11 protein-coding genes and 1 tRNA gene are annotated in these 15,620 nt (G+C 65.8%); all 12 read left to right on the top strand.

Features of this window, described 5'->3' with window-relative positions; all coding sequences use genetic code 11:
- Positions 1 to 76 precede the first annotated feature (76 nt).
- A tRNA-Trp gene (locus OXI49_15495) sits at positions 77 to 152 on the top strand.
- A 99-nt stretch (positions 153 to 251) separates the two neighbouring features.
- Positions 252 to 458: a preprotein translocase subunit SecE gene (gene secE / locus OXI49_15490; protein MDE2691910.1), complete on the top strand. Its 207-nt coding sequence runs from the start codon at positions 252 to 254 to the stop codon at positions 456 to 458.
- Positions 459 to 513: 55 nt separating this feature from the next.
- Positions 514 to 1,122, top strand: coding sequence for a transcription termination/antitermination protein NusG (nusG, locus tag OXI49_15485; protein ID MDE2691909.1), 609 nt, complete (start codon positions 514 to 516; stop codon positions 1,120 to 1,122).
- Positions 1,123 to 1,190: 68 nt separating this feature from the next.
- A complete protein-coding gene (rplK, locus tag OXI49_15480; GenBank protein ID MDE2691908.1) occupies positions 1,191 to 1,631 on the top strand; it encodes a 50S ribosomal protein L11 in 441 nt (146 codons plus the stop codon).
- A gap of 44 nt (positions 1,632 to 1,675) precedes the next feature.
- Positions 1,676 to 2,380, top strand: coding sequence for a 50S ribosomal protein L1 (gene rplA / locus OXI49_15475; GenBank protein ID MDE2691907.1), 705 nt, complete (start codon positions 1,676 to 1,678; stop codon positions 2,378 to 2,380).
- Positions 2,381 to 2,413: 33 nt separating this feature from the next.
- Positions 2,414 to 2,956, top strand: coding sequence for a 50S ribosomal protein L10 (gene rplJ / locus OXI49_15470; GenBank protein MDE2691906.1), 543 nt, complete (start codon positions 2,414 to 2,416; stop codon positions 2,954 to 2,956).
- A 72-nt stretch (positions 2,957 to 3,028) separates the two neighbouring features.
- A complete protein-coding gene (gene rplL / locus OXI49_15465; GenBank protein ID MDE2691905.1) occupies positions 3,029 to 3,409 on the top strand; it encodes a 50S ribosomal protein L7/L12 in 381 nt (126 codons plus the stop codon).
- A gap of 152 nt (positions 3,410 to 3,561) precedes the next feature.
- Positions 3,562 to 7,833 (top strand): DNA-directed RNA polymerase subunit beta, encoded by a 4,272-nt coding sequence (gene rpoB, locus OXI49_15460; protein MDE2691904.1) that lies wholly within the window; start codon positions 3,562 to 3,564, stop codon positions 7,831 to 7,833.
- A gap of 10 nt (positions 7,834 to 7,843) precedes the next feature.
- Positions 7,844 to 12,040, top strand: a complete 4,197-nt coding sequence (gene rpoC / locus OXI49_15455) for a DNA-directed RNA polymerase subunit beta' (GenBank protein ID MDE2691903.1) — start codon at positions 7,844 to 7,846, stop codon at positions 12,038 to 12,040.
- Between the two features lie 313 nt (positions 12,041 to 12,353).
- Positions 12,354 to 12,728 carry a 30S ribosomal protein S12 gene (gene rpsL, locus OXI49_15450; GenBank protein ID MDE2691902.1) on the top strand — a complete coding sequence of 125 codons (375 nt, stop codon included), beginning with the start codon at positions 12,354 to 12,356 and terminating at the stop codon, positions 12,726 to 12,728.
- A 16-nt stretch (positions 12,729 to 12,744) separates the two neighbouring features.
- The gene (rpsG, locus tag OXI49_15445; protein MDE2691901.1) at positions 12,745 to 13,218 is read left to right on the top strand and encodes a 30S ribosomal protein S7; all 474 of its coding nucleotides are present in this window, start codon (positions 12,745 to 12,747) and stop codon (positions 13,216 to 13,218) included.
- Positions 13,219 to 13,402: 184 nt separating this feature from the next.
- A complete protein-coding gene (gene fusA, locus OXI49_15440; GenBank protein ID MDE2691900.1) occupies positions 13,403 to 15,487 on the top strand; it encodes an elongation factor G in 2,085 nt (694 codons plus the stop codon).
- The last annotated feature ends 133 nt before the right edge of the window (positions 15,488 to 15,620 follow it).

Raw genomic sequence — 15,620 nt, 5'->3', positions numbered from 1 at the left:
GGGCGGCCGCACGGTGGGCGCCGGCACCGTCACCGACATCGCCGAGTAATCGGTATCTGCTCGAGTTGGGAGATTCAGGCCAGTAGCTCAATTGGTAGAGCATCGGTCTCCAAAACCGAAGGTTGGGGGTTCGAGACCCTCCTGGCCTGCCAGACCTTCCTTCGGAGGACGTAGACGGCAACACGGATTGGGCGTCCGGACAAAGGCGGAGGCCGGTTTCAGGGAACACAGAGGGAGTCGGAGGAACGCAGATGGCAAGTGTCCGCAGGCTCGGCGCCTTCCTGGGCGAAGTGCGCACCGAGATGAAGAAGGTGACCTTCCCCTCGCGGGAGGAGGTCGTGGGCACCACGGTCGTGGTGCTGATCACGAGCGTGATCTTCGCCATCTTCCTGTGGATAGCCGACGTCGTCATCCTGCGCCTCTACAACGGTCTCAACAACCTTCTCCTGGGGCAGTGAGCCGGAACCGGCCGACGGTGGGGAGCACGCGATGAGCGAAGTCGAAACGGCAGCCATGGGCAGCGTAGAGGTCGCGGAGGGCGGCGCCGAGGAGGCCTCGGGGCCGCGGCGGCAGTGGTACATCGTGCATACGTACTCGGGATACGAGGAGCGCGTCCGGGAGACGCTGCGGCAGCGCGCCGAGGCTCACGGCATGGGGGATGCGTTCGGCGAGGTACGCATTCCCACGGAGACGATCGTCGAACTGAAGGGCGGCAAGAAGCGGGAGACGCAGCGGAAGTTCTTCCCCGGCTACATTCTGGTCGAGATCGAGTGCGAACCGCGGGGCGACGGGCGCCTGAAGATCTCCGACAAGGCGTGGCACGTGGTCAAGAACACGCCCAAGGTGACCGGCTTCGTCGGCACCGGCAAGGAGCCGACACCGCTCGGTCAGGACGAGGTCGACGCGATCATCGAGAAGGTCGTCACCGCCAAGGAGAAGCCGAAGCCGAAGTACCTGTTCGAGAAGGGCGAGCTGGTGAAGATCGTCGATGGTCCCTTCAACAACTTCACGGGCACCGTGGAGGAGATCAACCTCGAGCGGAGCACGCTCAAGGTGATGGTGACCATCTTCGGTCGCCAGACGCCGGTGGAACTCGAGTTCCTGCAGGTCCAGAAGACCTGAGGGAGAGAGCTCCGGGCGAACAGCAGGCTGACCGCGATTAGCGACTCAGGCACAACCAGGTAGGAACGATGGCGCAGAAAACGACAGGCAAGAGGATAGCCGGGCAGATCAAGCTGCAGATCCCCGCTGGCGGGGCGACGCCGGCGCCTCCGGTGGGGCCCGCGCTGGGTCAGGCGGGCCTCAACATCATGGACTTCTGCAAGGCGTTCAACGCCAGGACGCAGGGCGAAGCCGGGATGATCATCCCGGTCGTGATCACCGTCTATGCGGACCGCTCCTACTCGTTCATCACCAAGACGCCGCCGGCGGCGGTTCTCCTGCTGAAGGCCGCGGCCCAGGACAAGGGGTCTTCCGAGCCGAACCGGGACAAGGTCGGCCAGGTCACTCAGGCCCAGCTCGAGGAGATCGCCCGCACGAAGATGCCGGATCTGAACGCGGTCGACCTGGAGGGAGCCTGCCGGATCATCGCCGGCACGGCCCGCTCGATGGGCCTGGAGATTGTCGCCTGAGCGGCACGGAAGCATCGGGAACAGAGGCTCAAGGGAGAACGCGCGTGGCCACTCGAGGCAGGAAGTACGACGAAGCGAGGGCGGCGGTGGAAGACCGGCCGTACGGTCTGGAAGAGGCGCTGCAGAGGATCAAGGACGGCAGCTTCGCGAAGTTCGACGAGACCGTCGAGATCGCGATCCGGCTGGGGGTCAACCCGAGGCACGCGGACCAGATGGTGCGCGGCACCGTGGTCCTTCCGCACGGTACGGGTCGCACCGTCCGGGTGCTGGTGTTCGCGTCGGGGGAGAAGTTGCAGGAGGCGGAAGCGGCGGGCGCCGATCACGTGGGCGGCGAGGAACTCGCGAGCCGGATCCAGGAAGGCTGGCTGGACTTCGACGCCGTGGTGGCTACTCCGGATATGATGCGGGTCGTGGGTCGCCTGGGCCGCGTCCTCGGGCCGCGCGGCCTGATGCCGAATCCAAAGACCGGCACTGTCACTCCCGATGTGGCGAAGGCGATCGAGGACATCAAGGCGGGCAAGGTCAACTTCCGCGTCGACAAGGCGGGCGTCGTTCACGCGCCGCTCGGCAAGGTCTCGTTCGACACGGAGAGCCTGGTGGAGAACGCAACGGCGCTGTTCTCCGAGATCATGCGTGCGCGTCCGAGCGCCGCCAAGGGTACGTACCTGCGTTCGGTCAATCTGAGTTCGACGATGGGGCCGGGCGTGCGGGTCGACTCGTCCGAAGCCGCCGCGGTCGAGACCGCCTGATCTGCCGGGCCGGTCACGAGGAGGTCGAGAGAGATGGCACTGACACGGGAGACGAAGGCCGAGTTGCTGGCCAGCTACCAGGGCGACATGGCGGACGCGCCGCACGTGTTCCTGGTGGGCTTCTCCGGCATCACGGTGGGGCAGGTGAACGATCTGAGGCGCCGCGTGCGAACGGCGGGCGGAAGCTACTCGGTGGTCAAGAACCGGATCGCCAGGCTCGCGTTCGAGGACAGCGGTCTCGGCGCTCTGTCGGATCACCTGGTCGGGCCGACCGCGATCGCCTACAGCGAAGACGATCCGGTGGGGCTGGCCAAAACGCTGACCGAGTTCGCGGAAGACGTGCCGGTCCTCGAGTTCAAGGCCGGCCTGGTGGACGGCCAGCAGGTGTCGGCGGACGCGATCAAGGAGATCGCCAGTCTGCCCAGCCGGGAGGCGCTGGTGGCGAAGCTCCTGTTCCTGCTCCAGTCGCCGATCGCGCGGCTGGTGCGGGGGCTTGGGGACATCACGCCGCAGTTCCTCCGTGCCCTGAACCAGGTTGCAGATCAGAAGGAACCAGGCCAGGAGAGTGGGGGCTGATTCCGGCCCTGTCAGGAAGTTTGGAAACGCGGCGCCGAGCCGGTGCCGGTGAACCATGAGGGAGCCAAGAAGATGGCAGTAGCAGCAGCGGATCTGATCAAACAGATCGACGAGATGACCGTCCTGGAGCTCAACACGCTGGTCAAGGAGCTCGAAGAGCACTACGGCGTTTCGGCGGCGGCGGCGGCGGTCCCGATGGCGGCCATGGCGGGCGCCGGCGAGGCCCAGGAAGCCGAGGAGAAGACGGAGTTCGACGTTCAGTTGACCTCCTTCGGCGACAAGAAGATCGCCGTGATCAAGGTCGTGCGCGAGGTCACCAGCCTGGGTCTCAAGGAGGCCAAGGACCTGGTCGAGTCGGCGCCGGTCGCGGTCAAGGAGGCCGTCTCGAAGGAAGAGGCCGAAGAGGTCAAGGGCAAACTGGAGGAGGCCGGCGGTCAGGCCGAGGTCAAGTAGTCATTTCGGCTCGCGATCTCTCCCTGGGTCGGCGTAGAATCGGGCCGGCCAACCGCGACCCGGCGCCCAGGTCTCTTTCCGAGGCCAGTGCCGGGGCGGCATTCGTGCGTTTTCACCTCGTGCAGGGGATCTGACGTAGAGGACATCGAAGCATGACGGACATTTCAGTTGCGCAGAACGGTCACCGCAACGGCAACGGCAACGGGCGGATCGACTTCTCGACCATCGAGACGACGCTGGCCATCCCCGACCTGATCGGGGTGCAGCGCCGCTCTTACGATCGGTTCCTGCAGATGAGCCTGCTCCCGGAGGAGCGGGAGAATCACGGCCTGCAGGCGGTCTTCACGGGGATCTTCCCGTTCTGGGACTTCCGGGAGACCTGTTCGCTCGACTTCGTGAGCTACTCGATCGGCGACTGGCAGTGCCGCTGCGGCGACCTGAAGGGCCTCGAGTACCTGCGCATGTCGTGCACGAACTGCGGCGCGAAGATCATGACCGACCACCCGCTCGAGGACAGCGTCGGCTGCCCGAGCTGCGGCGCGGTCAACGCGAACCGGGTGACCAAGTGCGACACCTGTGGCGGGCCGGTCGAGCTGCAGCTCAAGTACTCGATGCCGGAGTGCCGGGAACGGGGCATGACCTACGCGGTGCCGCTCAAGGTCACGTTCCGGCTCTTCGTCTACGACAAGGACCCGGAAACCGGCCAGCGGATGATGCGGGACGCCAAGGAGGAAGAGGTCTACTTCGGCGAGATCCCGCTGATGACCGACACCGGCACCTTCATCATCAACGGTACCGAGCGGGTGATCGTGAGCCAGTTGCACCGCAGTCCCGGCGTCTTCTTCACCCGCGACAAGCGCGTCTACCTGGCGAAGATCATCCCCTATCGCGGCTCCTGGGTCGAGTTCGAGTACGACCAGAAGGACATCCTCTCGGTCCGGATCGATCGCAAACGGAAGTTCTACGGCACCGTGTTCCTTCGCGCCCTGGGCCTGGAGACGAACGAGCAGATTCTCCGCCAGTTCTACACCGCGCTACCGCTGACGATCGAGGGCGGCGGCGTGTACCGCCTCGGCATCGGACCCGAGGTGCTGGAGCGCGAACGCCTGCGCGAACGCTCGAGCCGGGGCGTGCGTCACCGATACAGCGTCTTCGCCGGTCTGACACTGGACGAGACGGCGATCGAGCGGCTCGACGCCGGCGACAACATCGAGGCCGAGGTCGGCCCGCAGGAGCTCGAGCCGGCCTTCCTGATCGCCGACGTGATCGACGCGGACACCGGCGAGGTGCTGCTCGAGGCGAACGAGCCGATTCCCGAGGATCTCGACGAACGGCTCGACGGACGCAACCACAGCGAACTCGAGGTGTTCTTCCCCGACTGGGAGCTATGCGGCGCCACGATCTCGAACACCCTGGCCAAGGACACGACCCAGGACACCAAGGAAGCGCAGATCGAGATCTACCGGCGGATGCGTCCCGGCGACCCGCCGACCCACGAGAGCGCCCGTTCGCTGTTCTACGGGATGTTCTTCGACGCCAAGAGGTACGACTTCTCCCGGGTGGGCCGCTTCAAGTTCAACATCAAGCTCGAGACGGAAGTGCCGGTCGACCAGAAGACCCTCTCCGCGGAGGACTTCTACCGGGTGATCGAGTACCTCCTGCAGTTGCAGAAGGACGTGGGCCGGGTCGACGACATCGACAACCTGGGCAATCGCCGGGTGCGCGCGGTCGGCGAGCTGCTCGAGAACCAGTTCCGGGTCGGTCTGGTGCGCATGGAGCGGGCGATCAAGGAGAAGATGTCCGTGCACCAGGACATCGACTCGGCGATGCCGCACGACCTGATCAACTCCAAACCGGTCATCGCGGCGATCAAGGAGTTCTTCGGTTCGTCCCAGCTCTCGCAGTTCATGGATCAGACGAACCCGCTGTCCGAGGTCACCCACAAGCGGCGGCTGTCCGCGCTTGGCCCGGGCGGACTGTCACGCGAGCGCGCGGGCTTCGAGGTCCGCGACGTGCACGCCTCGCACTACGGCCGTATCTGTCCCATCGAGACTCCCGAGGGGCCGAACATCGGCCTCATCTCCTCGCTGGCGACCTACGCCCAGATCAACGATTACGGCTTCATCCAGAGCCCCTACAAGAAGGTGGAGGGCGGCCGGGTCATCGACCATTTCAAGGTGATCAAGCCCGGCGACGGCACGTTCGCCCTAGGCCAGATCGTCTCGGCCGACGAACTCACGGCGGAGAACAACCGCCTGAAGCGGAACAAGAAGCGGCAGGTGGAAGCCGAGCCGCAGGCCTTCTACCTCACTGCCTGGGAGGAAGAGAAGTACATCATCGCCCAGGCCAACGCCAAGATCGACGACAGGGGCTTCCTCGAGAACGAGCGGCCGGTGGCGCGTGCCCGCGGGGACTTCGTGACGGTCGACCGGGAACGCGTCGACTACATGGACATCAGTCCGAAGCAGCTCGTCAGCGTGGCGGCGGCCCTGATTCCGTTCCTCGAGAACGACGACGCCAACCGCGCTCTGATGGGTTCGAACATGCAGCGCCAGGCGGTACCCCTGCTGCGCTCGGATTCGCCGATCGTCGGCACCGGGCTCGAGGGGATCGTCGCCCGGAACTCGGGTGCCGTGGTGCTGTGCCAGCGTGCCGGCGTCGTCGATTCCGTGGACGCCGACCGGGTGATCGTCCGGGTCGAGGGCGCGGATCCGGAGACCGGCGAGCCGCGTGAGTTCGGCGCCGACATCTACCAGTTGACCAAGTTCCGCCGATCGAACCAGAACACCTGCGTCCACCAGAAGCCGATCGTCGAGGAGGGCCAGCGGGTGGCCCGGGGCGACGTCCTGGCCGACGGCGCCTCGACTGAAGAAGGCGAACTGGCCCTGGGGCGCAACGTTCTGGTCGCCTTCATGCCCTGGCGCGGGTACAACTTCGAGGACGCGATCCTGGTTTCCGAGCGCCTGGTGCGGGACGACGCCTACACTTCGATCCACATCGAGGAGTTCGAGATCGAGGCCCGCGACACCAAGCTGGGGCCCGAGGAGATCACCCGGGACATCCCCAACGTCTCGGAGGCGGCGCTCGCCGATCTCGACGAGAGCGGCGTCATCCGGATCGGCGCCTCGGTCAAGGCCGGCGACATCCTGGTCGGCAAGGTCACGCCGAAGGGCGAGACCCAGCTCACCCCGGAGGAGAAGCTGCTGCGCGCGATCTTCGGCGAGAAGGCCGGCGACGTGCGGGACGCAAGCCTGAAGGCGCCTCCGGGCATCGAGGGCACCGTGGTTGAAGTCAAGATCTTCGCCCGCAAGGGTGTCGAGAAGGACGAGCGGGCGTTAGAGATCGAGGAGCAGGAGGTCGGCCGGCTGGAGAAGAACATCCGCGACCAGACGCGCATCATGCACGAGGAGCGGAACAAGAAGATCGCCGATCTTCTGGTCGGTCTCAAGCCCACCGCCGGAGTCAAGGACCGGGACGGCGAGGGCCTCCTGAAGAGGGGCGAGAAGATCGAGTACGAGCATCTCGAACGCCTGACCCGGCGCGAGATCCTGGCGCTGCCCCTGAGGCAGGAAGACCTGCTGAAGGAAGTGTCGGAGATCTACGAACACACGGACTCCTACATCGAGGTTATGCACCGGGTGAACGAGGAGAAGATCAAGCTCCTCCAGAAGGGCGACGAACTGCCTCCCGGCTTCATCAAGCTCGTCAAGGTGTTCGTGGCGATGAAGCGCAAGCTCCAGGTCGGCGACAAGATGGCGGGCCGGCACGGCAACAAGGGCGTCATCTCGCGCATCCTGCCGGAGGAGGACATGCCCTACCTGCCGGACGGCACGCCGGTCGAGATCGTGCTGAATCCGCTTGGTGTGCCAAGCCGGATGAACGTCGGCCAGATTCTGGAGACGCATCTCGGCTGGGCCGGCAAGTCCCTGGGCGTCAAGTTCGCGACTCCGGTGTTCGACGGAATCCAGGAGTCGCGGCTCAAGGAACTGCTGGACGAGGCGGAGCTGCCGTCTTCGGGCAAGACCACGCTCCACGACGGCGTCACCGGCGACGCCTTCGAGCAGAAGGTGACGGTGGGCTACATCTACATGCTGAAACTGTCCCACCTGGTGGACGACAAGATCCACGCGCGGTCGATCGGGCCCTACTCGCTGATCACCCAGCAACCCCTCGGCGGCAAGGCCCAGTTCGGCGGCCAGCGCTTCGGTGAAATGGAAGTGTGGGCGCTGCAGGCCTATGGCGCCGCCTACACCCTGCAGGAGCTGCTCACGGTCAAGAGCGACGATGTCGAGGGCCGGAGCCGCGCCTACGAGGCGCTGGTCAAGGGCGACGTACCGGAAGACCCGGGGCTGCCGGAGTCGTTCAACGTACTGGTGCGCGAGCTGCAGAGTCTGTGTCTTGACGTCGAGTTGATGAAGGTCTAGGAGGTCGCGGGTGCAACCACTGTCCAGTTTCGAGAAGACGCAGTCGGCCAAGGACTTCAACGCGATCAAGATCGCGCTGGCTTCACCGGAGAAGATCCGCTCCTGGAGCTACGGAGAGGTCACGAAGGCCGAGACGATCAACTACCGCACGTTCAAGCCGGAGCGGGACGGCCTCTTCTGCGCGAAGATCTTCGGGCCGATGACGGACTGGGAATGTCTGTGCGGCAAGTACAAGCGGATGAAGCACCGCGGCGTCGTCTGCGACAAGTGCGGCGTCGAGGTCACGCGCTCGCGGGTTCGGCGGGAGCGCATGGGCCACATCGAGCTGGCCAGTCCGGCCAGCCACGTCTGGTTCTTCAAGGGGTTGCCCAGCCGCATCGGCCATCTGCTCGACCTGAGTCTGCGCAACCTCGAGCGCATCCTCTACTTCGAGAGCTACGTGGTCATCGATCCCGGCGACACGGACCTCGAAGACAACGAGCTCGTCTCCGAGGAGCGCTACCGCGACCTGCGCGAGGAGTACGGCCCGGACGGCTTCGACGCCCGGATGGGTGCCGAGGCGATCAAGGAACTTCTGGCCCGCATCGACATCGATGAACTGGCCGAGGAACTCCGGATCGTCATGCGCTCCGACACCAGCCAGATCCGCCGTCTGAAGGCGGCCAAGCGGCTCAAGGTGGTCAACGCCTTCAGGCGCAGCGGCCACCGTCCGGAGTGGATGATCCTGGACGTGATTCCGGTCATTCCGCCCGAGCTGCGGCCGCTGGTACCGCTGGACGGCGGACGCTTCGCGACGAGCGATCTGAACGACCTCTACCGGCGCGTCATCAACCGGAACAACCGGCTCAAGAAGTTGCTCGAGCTGCGCGCGCCGGAGGTCATCGTCCGCAACGAGAAGCGGATGCTGCAGGAGGCCGTCGACGCCCTGTTCGACAACGGCCGACGCGGCCGGGTCCTCAAGGGTTCGAACAACCGTCCGCTCAAGTCCCTGTCCGACACCCTGAAGGGCAAGCAGGGCCGCTTCCGCCAGAACCTGCTCGGCAAGCGCGTCGACTACTCGGGGCGCTCGGTGATCGTGGTTGGTCCCGACCTGAGGCTGAACGAGTGCGGACTCCCCAAGAAGATGGCGCTCGAACTGTTCAAGCCGTTCATCTACAGCTGGCTGGAAGAGCGCGAGTACGTCGGCACGATCAAGGCCGCCAAGGAGATGGTCGAGCGGGAGGAGGAGGTTGTCTGGGACGCTTTGGACGACGTGATCCGCGATCATCCCGTGCTCCTGAACCGCGCGCCCACGCTTCACCGTCTGGGCATCCAGGCGTTTCAGCCGGTCCTGATCGAGGGCAAGGCGATCCAGATTCACCCCCTGGTCTGCGCCGCGTTCAACGCGGACTTCGACGGCGACCAGATGGCGGTTCACGTGCCCCTCTCGCCCAAGGCCCAGATCGAGAGCCATGTGCTGATGCAGGCCTCGAACAACATCCTGAGTCCGGCCCACGGCCGGCCGCTGGCGGTGCCCAGTCAGGATCTGGTTCTGGGCGGCTATTACCTGACCATGCCCCGGCCGGGCGCGCTCGGCGAGGGGCGGACCTTCGCCAGCGTCGACGAGGTCCTGTTCGCGCTCGAGGACGCGGTGGTCGAGACGCAGACACCGATTCGTCTGCGTTTGAGCGGCCCGTATGTCGATCTCGGAGCGCAGCACGACACGCAGGACATCGTCCACGCGGAGCTGCAGCAGCTCGACGGCGAGGTGGTCGAAACCACCGTCGGCCGGGTCATCCTGAACGATCACCTGCCGAACGAGTTGCCGTTCATCAACGGTCTGCTGCGCAAGCGCGGCCTCCAGGATCTGGTCGGCTACTGCTACATCCGCCACGGTGCCGACCTGGCGGTCAGGATGCTTGACGAGATCAAGGAGATCACCTTCCAGTACGCGACCCGGGCCGGCATCTCCTTCGGCGTCGACGACATGGTCGTGCCGTCGACGAAGGAGAAGCTGATCGAGGAAGCGCGCGGCGAGGTGCTGGAGATCGAGAAGCAGCGCAGCGCGGGCGTCATCACCGCTGGTGAGCGCAAGAACAAGATCATCGATATCTGGCATCGGGTCACGGAGAACGTCTCGAGCGAGATGTTCCGCGAGATGAAGGACGTCGAGGCCGAACGGGGCGAGTTCAACCCGATCAACCTGATGGCCGACTCGGGCGCCCGAGGTTCCCGTGAGCAGGTTCGGCAGTTGGCGGGCATGCGCGGCCTGATGTCCAAGCCGTCGGGCGAGGTGATCGAGACCCCGATTCACGCGAACTTCCGCGAGGGCCTGTCCGTCCTGCAGTACTTCATTTCGACCCATGGCGCCCGCAAGGGTTTGGCCGACACGGCGCTCAAGACCGCCGATTCGGGCTACCTGACGCGCCGCCTGGTCGATGTCGCCCAGGACGTGATCGTCACCGAGGAGGACTGCGGCACGATCGACGGAATCGTCGTCGGTGCGATCATGGAAGGCGGAGACACCCTCGAACCGCTGCGCGACCGCCTGGTCGGACGTGTCAGCCAGGAGGACATCTTCGATCCGATGACCGGCGACCAGCTCCTCTCGGTCGGCGACGGGATCACCGAGAGGATGGCGAACAACCTCCAGGCGGCGGGTATCGAGCGGGTGAAGATCCGCTCGGTGCTGACCTGCGAGACCCGCCGCGGCGTCTGCGCCGCGTGCTACGGCCGCAACCTGGCGACTGGCCGCAGCGTCAACCTCGGCGAAGCCGTCGGCGTCATCGCCGCCCAGTCGATCGGCGAGCCCGGCACGCAGTTGACGATGCGCACGTTCCACTTCGGCGGCACCGCCAGCCGCGTTTCGGAACAGTCCCGGCACGCGGCGCGGAACAAGGGCTGGGTCAAGCTCATCCAGGTCGCCACGGTCGACAGCCGCGAAGGCGCCCTGGTCGTCGTCAACCGGAACGGCAAGCTGGTTCTGGTCGACGAGGCGGGCCGTGAACTCGAGCGCCACCCGCTGACCTACGGCTCCCACCTTCTCGTGCGCGAGAACCAGGAAGTCGAGCCGGGAACCGACCTGGTCGAGTGGGATCCGTTCACCTCCGCCATCCTCTCCGAGGTCGGGGGACGCGTGGAGTTCCACGACATCGTGGACGGCGAGAACGTTCGCGAAGAGACGGACAAGGTAACCGGACTGACCGAACGGATCATCGTCGAGGCGTCGCAGAGCGAGAAGCGGGCTCCTGCGCTGAAGGTTCTTGATGCGACCGGAGCGAGGAGCTACTCGCTGCCGGTGGGAGCGCATCTCGTGGTCAACGACGGCGCCGAGGTCCATCCCGGCGACACGCTGGCGAAGATCCCGCGGGAAACGACCAAGACCAAGGACATCACCGGCGGTCTTCCGCGGGTCCAGGAGCTCTTCGAGGCCCGCAAGCCGCGGGGCGAGGCGGCGGTCATCGCCGACATCGACGGCGTCGTCCGTTTGGGCAAGGAGTTCGTGAAGGGGAACCGCGTCATCACCGTCGAGAACGAGGCGGGCGAGGCCCAGGAGTACACGGTCGCCCGCAACGTCCACGTCAACGTGCAGGACGGCGAGTTCGTCAGTGCCGGGGACGTTCTCGTCGGAGAGACGATGAACATCGACCCGCGCGACATCCTCAGGGTCAAGGGCGAGCGGGAGCTCCAGCGTTACCTGGTCGACAAGATCCAGGAGGTCTATCGTTCCCAGAGCGTGGCGATCAACGACAAGCACATCGAGGTGATCGTGCGCCAGATGATGCGCTCGGTCGAGATCGAGGAGGTCGGCGACACGGACTTCCTGATCGATGAGCAGGTCGATCGCTGGCGATTCAAGGAGGAGAACGAACGGGTGACCGCGGCGGGGGGCACTCCGGCGATCGGCCGGCCGCTGCTGCTCGGGATCACCAAGGCTTCGCTGTCCACCGAGAGCTTCATCTCGGCCGCCAGCTTCCAGGAGACCACGCGGGTGCTGACCGAGGCCGCGATCAGCGGCAGGGTGGATCATCTGCGCGGACTGAAGGAGAACGTGATCGTCGGGCGGGTGATCCCGGCCGGTACCGGCATGGACCACTACCACGACTTCCACATCGAGGACGTGGTGTATCCGACGCCGGAACTGGTGGCCGACGACCTGTACAACTACGACTACCCGGAGGAGTTCATCCGCACGATGCCGCAGGTGCTGAGCGAAGGCGACAACTAAGGGGGTTTCGGGCTTGCCCCGAATCCGGCCTTTCTGCTAACGTTCGCGCCCTTGTGCGGCTCGCGCGGGGCGAGCCGAGAGACAGTCCCAACTTCACTCAGCGAGTCAGGCTCTGAACCGGGTGCGCCCGGTGCCGCGCGCTTCTGGCGTTCCACGCGGTTGGCTGGTCTGCTCGTCTTCGGTCGCCTCGGGTCGCCCCGGGTCGGCTCGGATTTGGCCCGCACCGTGCGCGGCGGCGGGCCCGCAGGAATGCCGGAGTTCCGGCGCCAGCGCGAAGAGAGAACCTAGAGAGCCTGCTGGAGCAAGAGCACCCATGCCCACCATCCGTCAACTGGTCCGAAAGGGCCGCCAACGCCAGGTCGCGAAGACCAAGAGCCCGGCGCTCCAGGCCTCGCCGCAGAGGCGGGGAGTGTGCGTTCGCGTGTACACGCAGACGCCCAAGAAGCCGAACTCGGCGTTGCGCAAGGTGGCGCGCGTGCGTCTAACGAACGGCATCGAGGTCACGACCTACATTCCGGGCGTCGGGCACAACCTCCAGGAGCACTCCATCGTGCTCATTCGCGGAGGCCGGGTGAAGGATCTGCCCGGTGTCCGCTACCACGTCATTCGCGGCACCCTGGACGCGGTCGGCGTCGACGATCGTCGGCGGGGACGCTCCAAGTACGGCGCCAAGCGCCCCAAGGCCTGATCACCGGAGCTGCCTCATGCCTCGACGCCGTGAAGTCCCGAAGCGACAGATACTCCCCGACCCGCTGTACCACTCGCAGTTGGTCAGCAAGTTCGTCAACGTCCTGATGAAGGACGGCAAGAAGTCGGTCGCCGAACGCATCCTCTACGACGCCCTGACCACGATCAAGGAGCGGACCGGGGAGGAGGATCCGGTCACGGTCTTCCAGAAGGCGATCGACAACGTGAAGCCCGCGGTCGAGGTCAAGTCGCGGCGTGTCGGCGGTTCGACGTACCAGGTGCCGATGGAAGTGCGGCCCGCGCGCAAGCTCGCCCTGGCCATGCGGTGGCTGATTCAGGCGGCGAAGGGTCGGAGTGAGAAGACGATGAGACTGCGGTTGGCCGGCGAGCTGCTCGACGCCGCCGAGAACCGCGGAGTTGCGATCAAGAGGAAAGAGGACACCCACCGGATGGCAGAAGCGAACAGGGCTTTCTCCCACTACCGCTGGTAGCGAACGGCGCGAGGCCCGCTCCGTGCGGGTCGCGATCGCGTTTCCGGCCGCCGGTTGTCCACGGCCCGTCCCGTTGCGTCGCCGCCTTCCCGCAGGGCGGCGACTCCCGCGTTGAACCCTTAGAGACCCGTCACGATTCTGCCCGTCAAACCTGATTCACCGCCAACCGTTCGTTCCCCGCACCATGTCCACCGCCACCGCCAGAAACGTCCCGTTGGAGAAGACCCGGAACATCGGGATCATGGCGCACATCGACGCGGGCAAGACGACCACGACCGAGCGCGTCCTCTACTACACCGGCGTGAACTACAAGATCGGCGAGGTGCACGAAGGCACAGCGACGATGGACTGGATGGAGCAGGAGCAGGAGCGCGGGATCACGATCACGTCGGCCGCCACGAGCTGCACCTGGCAGGACCACCGGATCAACATCATCGACACCCCCGGCCACGTCGACTTCACCGCCGAGGTCGAGCGTTCGCTGCGCGTGCTCGACGGCGCCGTCGCGGTGTTCGACGCGGTCGCCGGCGTCGAGCCGCAGAGCGAGACGGTGTGGCGGCAGGCGGACCGTTACGGCGTGCCGCGGATCGCCTTCGTCAACAAGATGGACCGGGTCGGCGCGGATTTCGACCGCTGCGTCCGGATGATGCGCGAACGGCTCGGCGCTACGCCCGTCGTTCTGCAGTTGCCGCTCGGCCGCGAGGACGCCTTTGCCGGGGTCATTGATCTGGTCGAGATGTCGTCCTACATCTACGAGGACGAGAGCCTGGGAGCGCAGTTCACGATCACGGACATTCCCGAGGAGTACGCCGACCTGGCGCTGGCGGCTCGCGAGGCGATGGTCGAGGCCGTGGCGGAGACGGACGAGGAACTGCTCGAGAAGTACCTCTCCGGAGCCGAAGTCACGAGCGACGAACTGCGGGCGGCGCTGCGCCGGGCTACGGTGGCCAACAGCCTGCAGCCGGTGTTCTGCGGATCCGCGTTTCGCAACAAGGGCGTACAGCCGCTGCTCGACGCGGTCCTCGACTACCTGCCGTCACCGCTCGACGTGCCGATGATCGAGGGGATCGTCGAGGGCGACGAGCGCGCTGCCCGCGCGCCGTCGGACGACGCGCCCTTCAGCGCCCTCGTGTTCAAGATCATGACCGACCCGTTCGTCGGCCAGCTCGCCTACCTGCGCGTCTACTCTGGCCGGATCGAGACGGGGCAATCGGTGCTGAACGCGAACCGCGGCGGCAAGGAGCGCGTGGGCCGGCTGCTCAAGATGCACGCGAACAAGCGCGAGGAGGTCAAGCGGGTCTGGTGCGGCGACATCGTTGCCGCGGTCGGTCTCCGCAACGTGACGACGGGCGACACGATCTGCGAGCCTTCGGCGCCCATCGTGCTCGAGTCGATGGACTTTCCCGAGCCCGTCCTGTCCGTCTCGATCGAGCCGAAGACGAAGGCGGACCAGGAGAAGCTCGGTCTCGCGCTCGAGAAGCTGATGCGCGAAGACCCGACGTTCCGGGTCCACACGGATCCGGACACCGCCCAGACGCTGATCTCGGGAATGGGCGAACTCCACCTTGACATCATCACGGACCGGCTGATCCGGGAGTTCCGCGTCGGCGCGAACGTCGGCCGCCCCCAGGTGGCCTATCGCGAGACGATCACCCTGGAATCCGCCGGCGAAGGGCGCTTCGTGCGCCAGTCCGGCGGCCGGGGCCAGTACGGTCACTGCCTCCTGCGGGTGCGGCCGATCGGAGGCGAGGGAATGGAGTTCGAGGACGTGAGCAAGGGCGGCGTGATTCCCAGGGAGTTCATCCGGTCGATCGAACGGGGCATCTCCGAGGCGCTCGAATCGGGTCCGCTCGCCGGCTATCCGGTCACGGGGATCGCCGTCGAGGTCTACGACGGCAGCTCCCACGAGGTCGATTCGTCCGAGGTCGCGTTCAAGATCGCCGGTTCGATGGCCTGGCGCGACGCCGCCAGGGACGCCGGTCCGGTGCTGCTGGAGCCAGTGATGGCGGTCGAGATCACGACGCCCGAGGAGTACATGGGCGACGTGATCGGGGACATCAGCTCGCGCCGGGGCAAGGTGCTCGGCATGGAGATGCACGGCAGGACGCAGATCGTCAACGCCCGCGTGCCCCTCGCGGAGATGTTCGGTTACGCGACCGACCTGCGTTCCGCGACCCAGGGCCGGGCGAACTACTCGATGCAGTTCGAGTCTTACGAACCGACGCCGCGCACCGTGAGCGAGGAAGTCGTAGCCAGGGCGACTGGCTGAAACGAATGCGAGAAATCAACGAGATTCAGAGGTTCAACGAGATCCAGAGAGATCAAGCGAGATAGCGAGGAGTCGAGGCATGGCGAAGGAGAAGTTCGAGCGTACGAAGCCGCACGTGAACGTGGGGACGATC

The sequence above is a fragment of the Acidobacteriota bacterium genome (assembly GCA_028875725.1).
In the GTDB taxonomy this organism is placed as follows: domain Bacteria; phylum Acidobacteriota; class Thermoanaerobaculia; order Multivoradales; family Multivoraceae; genus Multivorans.
The sequence above is the reverse complement of the archived record's forward strand: the minus strand, read 5'-3'. Positions and strand labels throughout refer to the sequence as shown.

What these genes read in the sequence shown, in the direction of transcription:
- secE (MDE2691910.1), top strand. Translation starts at nt 252, where the DNA reads ATGGCAAGTGTCCGCAGGCTCGGCGCCTTCCTGGGCGAAGTGCGCACC.
- nusG (MDE2691909.1), top strand. Translation starts at nt 514, where the DNA reads ATGGGCAGCGTAGAGGTCGCGGAGGGCGGCGCCGAGGAGGCCTCGGGG.
- rplK (MDE2691908.1), top strand. Translation starts at nt 1,191, where the DNA reads ATGGCGCAGAAAACGACAGGCAAGAGGATAGCCGGGCAGATCAAGCTG.
- rplJ (MDE2691906.1), top strand. Translation starts at nt 2,414, where the DNA reads ATGGCACTGACACGGGAGACGAAGGCCGAGTTGCTGGCCAGCTACCAG.
- rplL (MDE2691905.1), top strand. Translation starts at nt 3,029, where the DNA reads ATGGCAGTAGCAGCAGCGGATCTGATCAAACAGATCGACGAGATGACC.
- rpoB (MDE2691904.1), top strand. Translation starts at nt 3,562, where the DNA reads ATGACGGACATTTCAGTTGCGCAGAACGGTCACCGCAACGGCAACGGC.
- rpsL (MDE2691902.1), top strand. Translation starts at nt 12,354, where the DNA reads ATGCCCACCATCCGTCAACTGGTCCGAAAGGGCCGCCAACGCCAGGTC.
- rpsG (MDE2691901.1), top strand. Translation starts at nt 12,745, where the DNA reads ATGCCTCGACGCCGTGAAGTCCCGAAGCGACAGATACTCCCCGACCCG.
- fusA (MDE2691900.1), top strand. Translation starts at nt 13,403, where the DNA reads ATGTCCACCGCCACCGCCAGAAACGTCCCGTTGGAGAAGACCCGGAAC.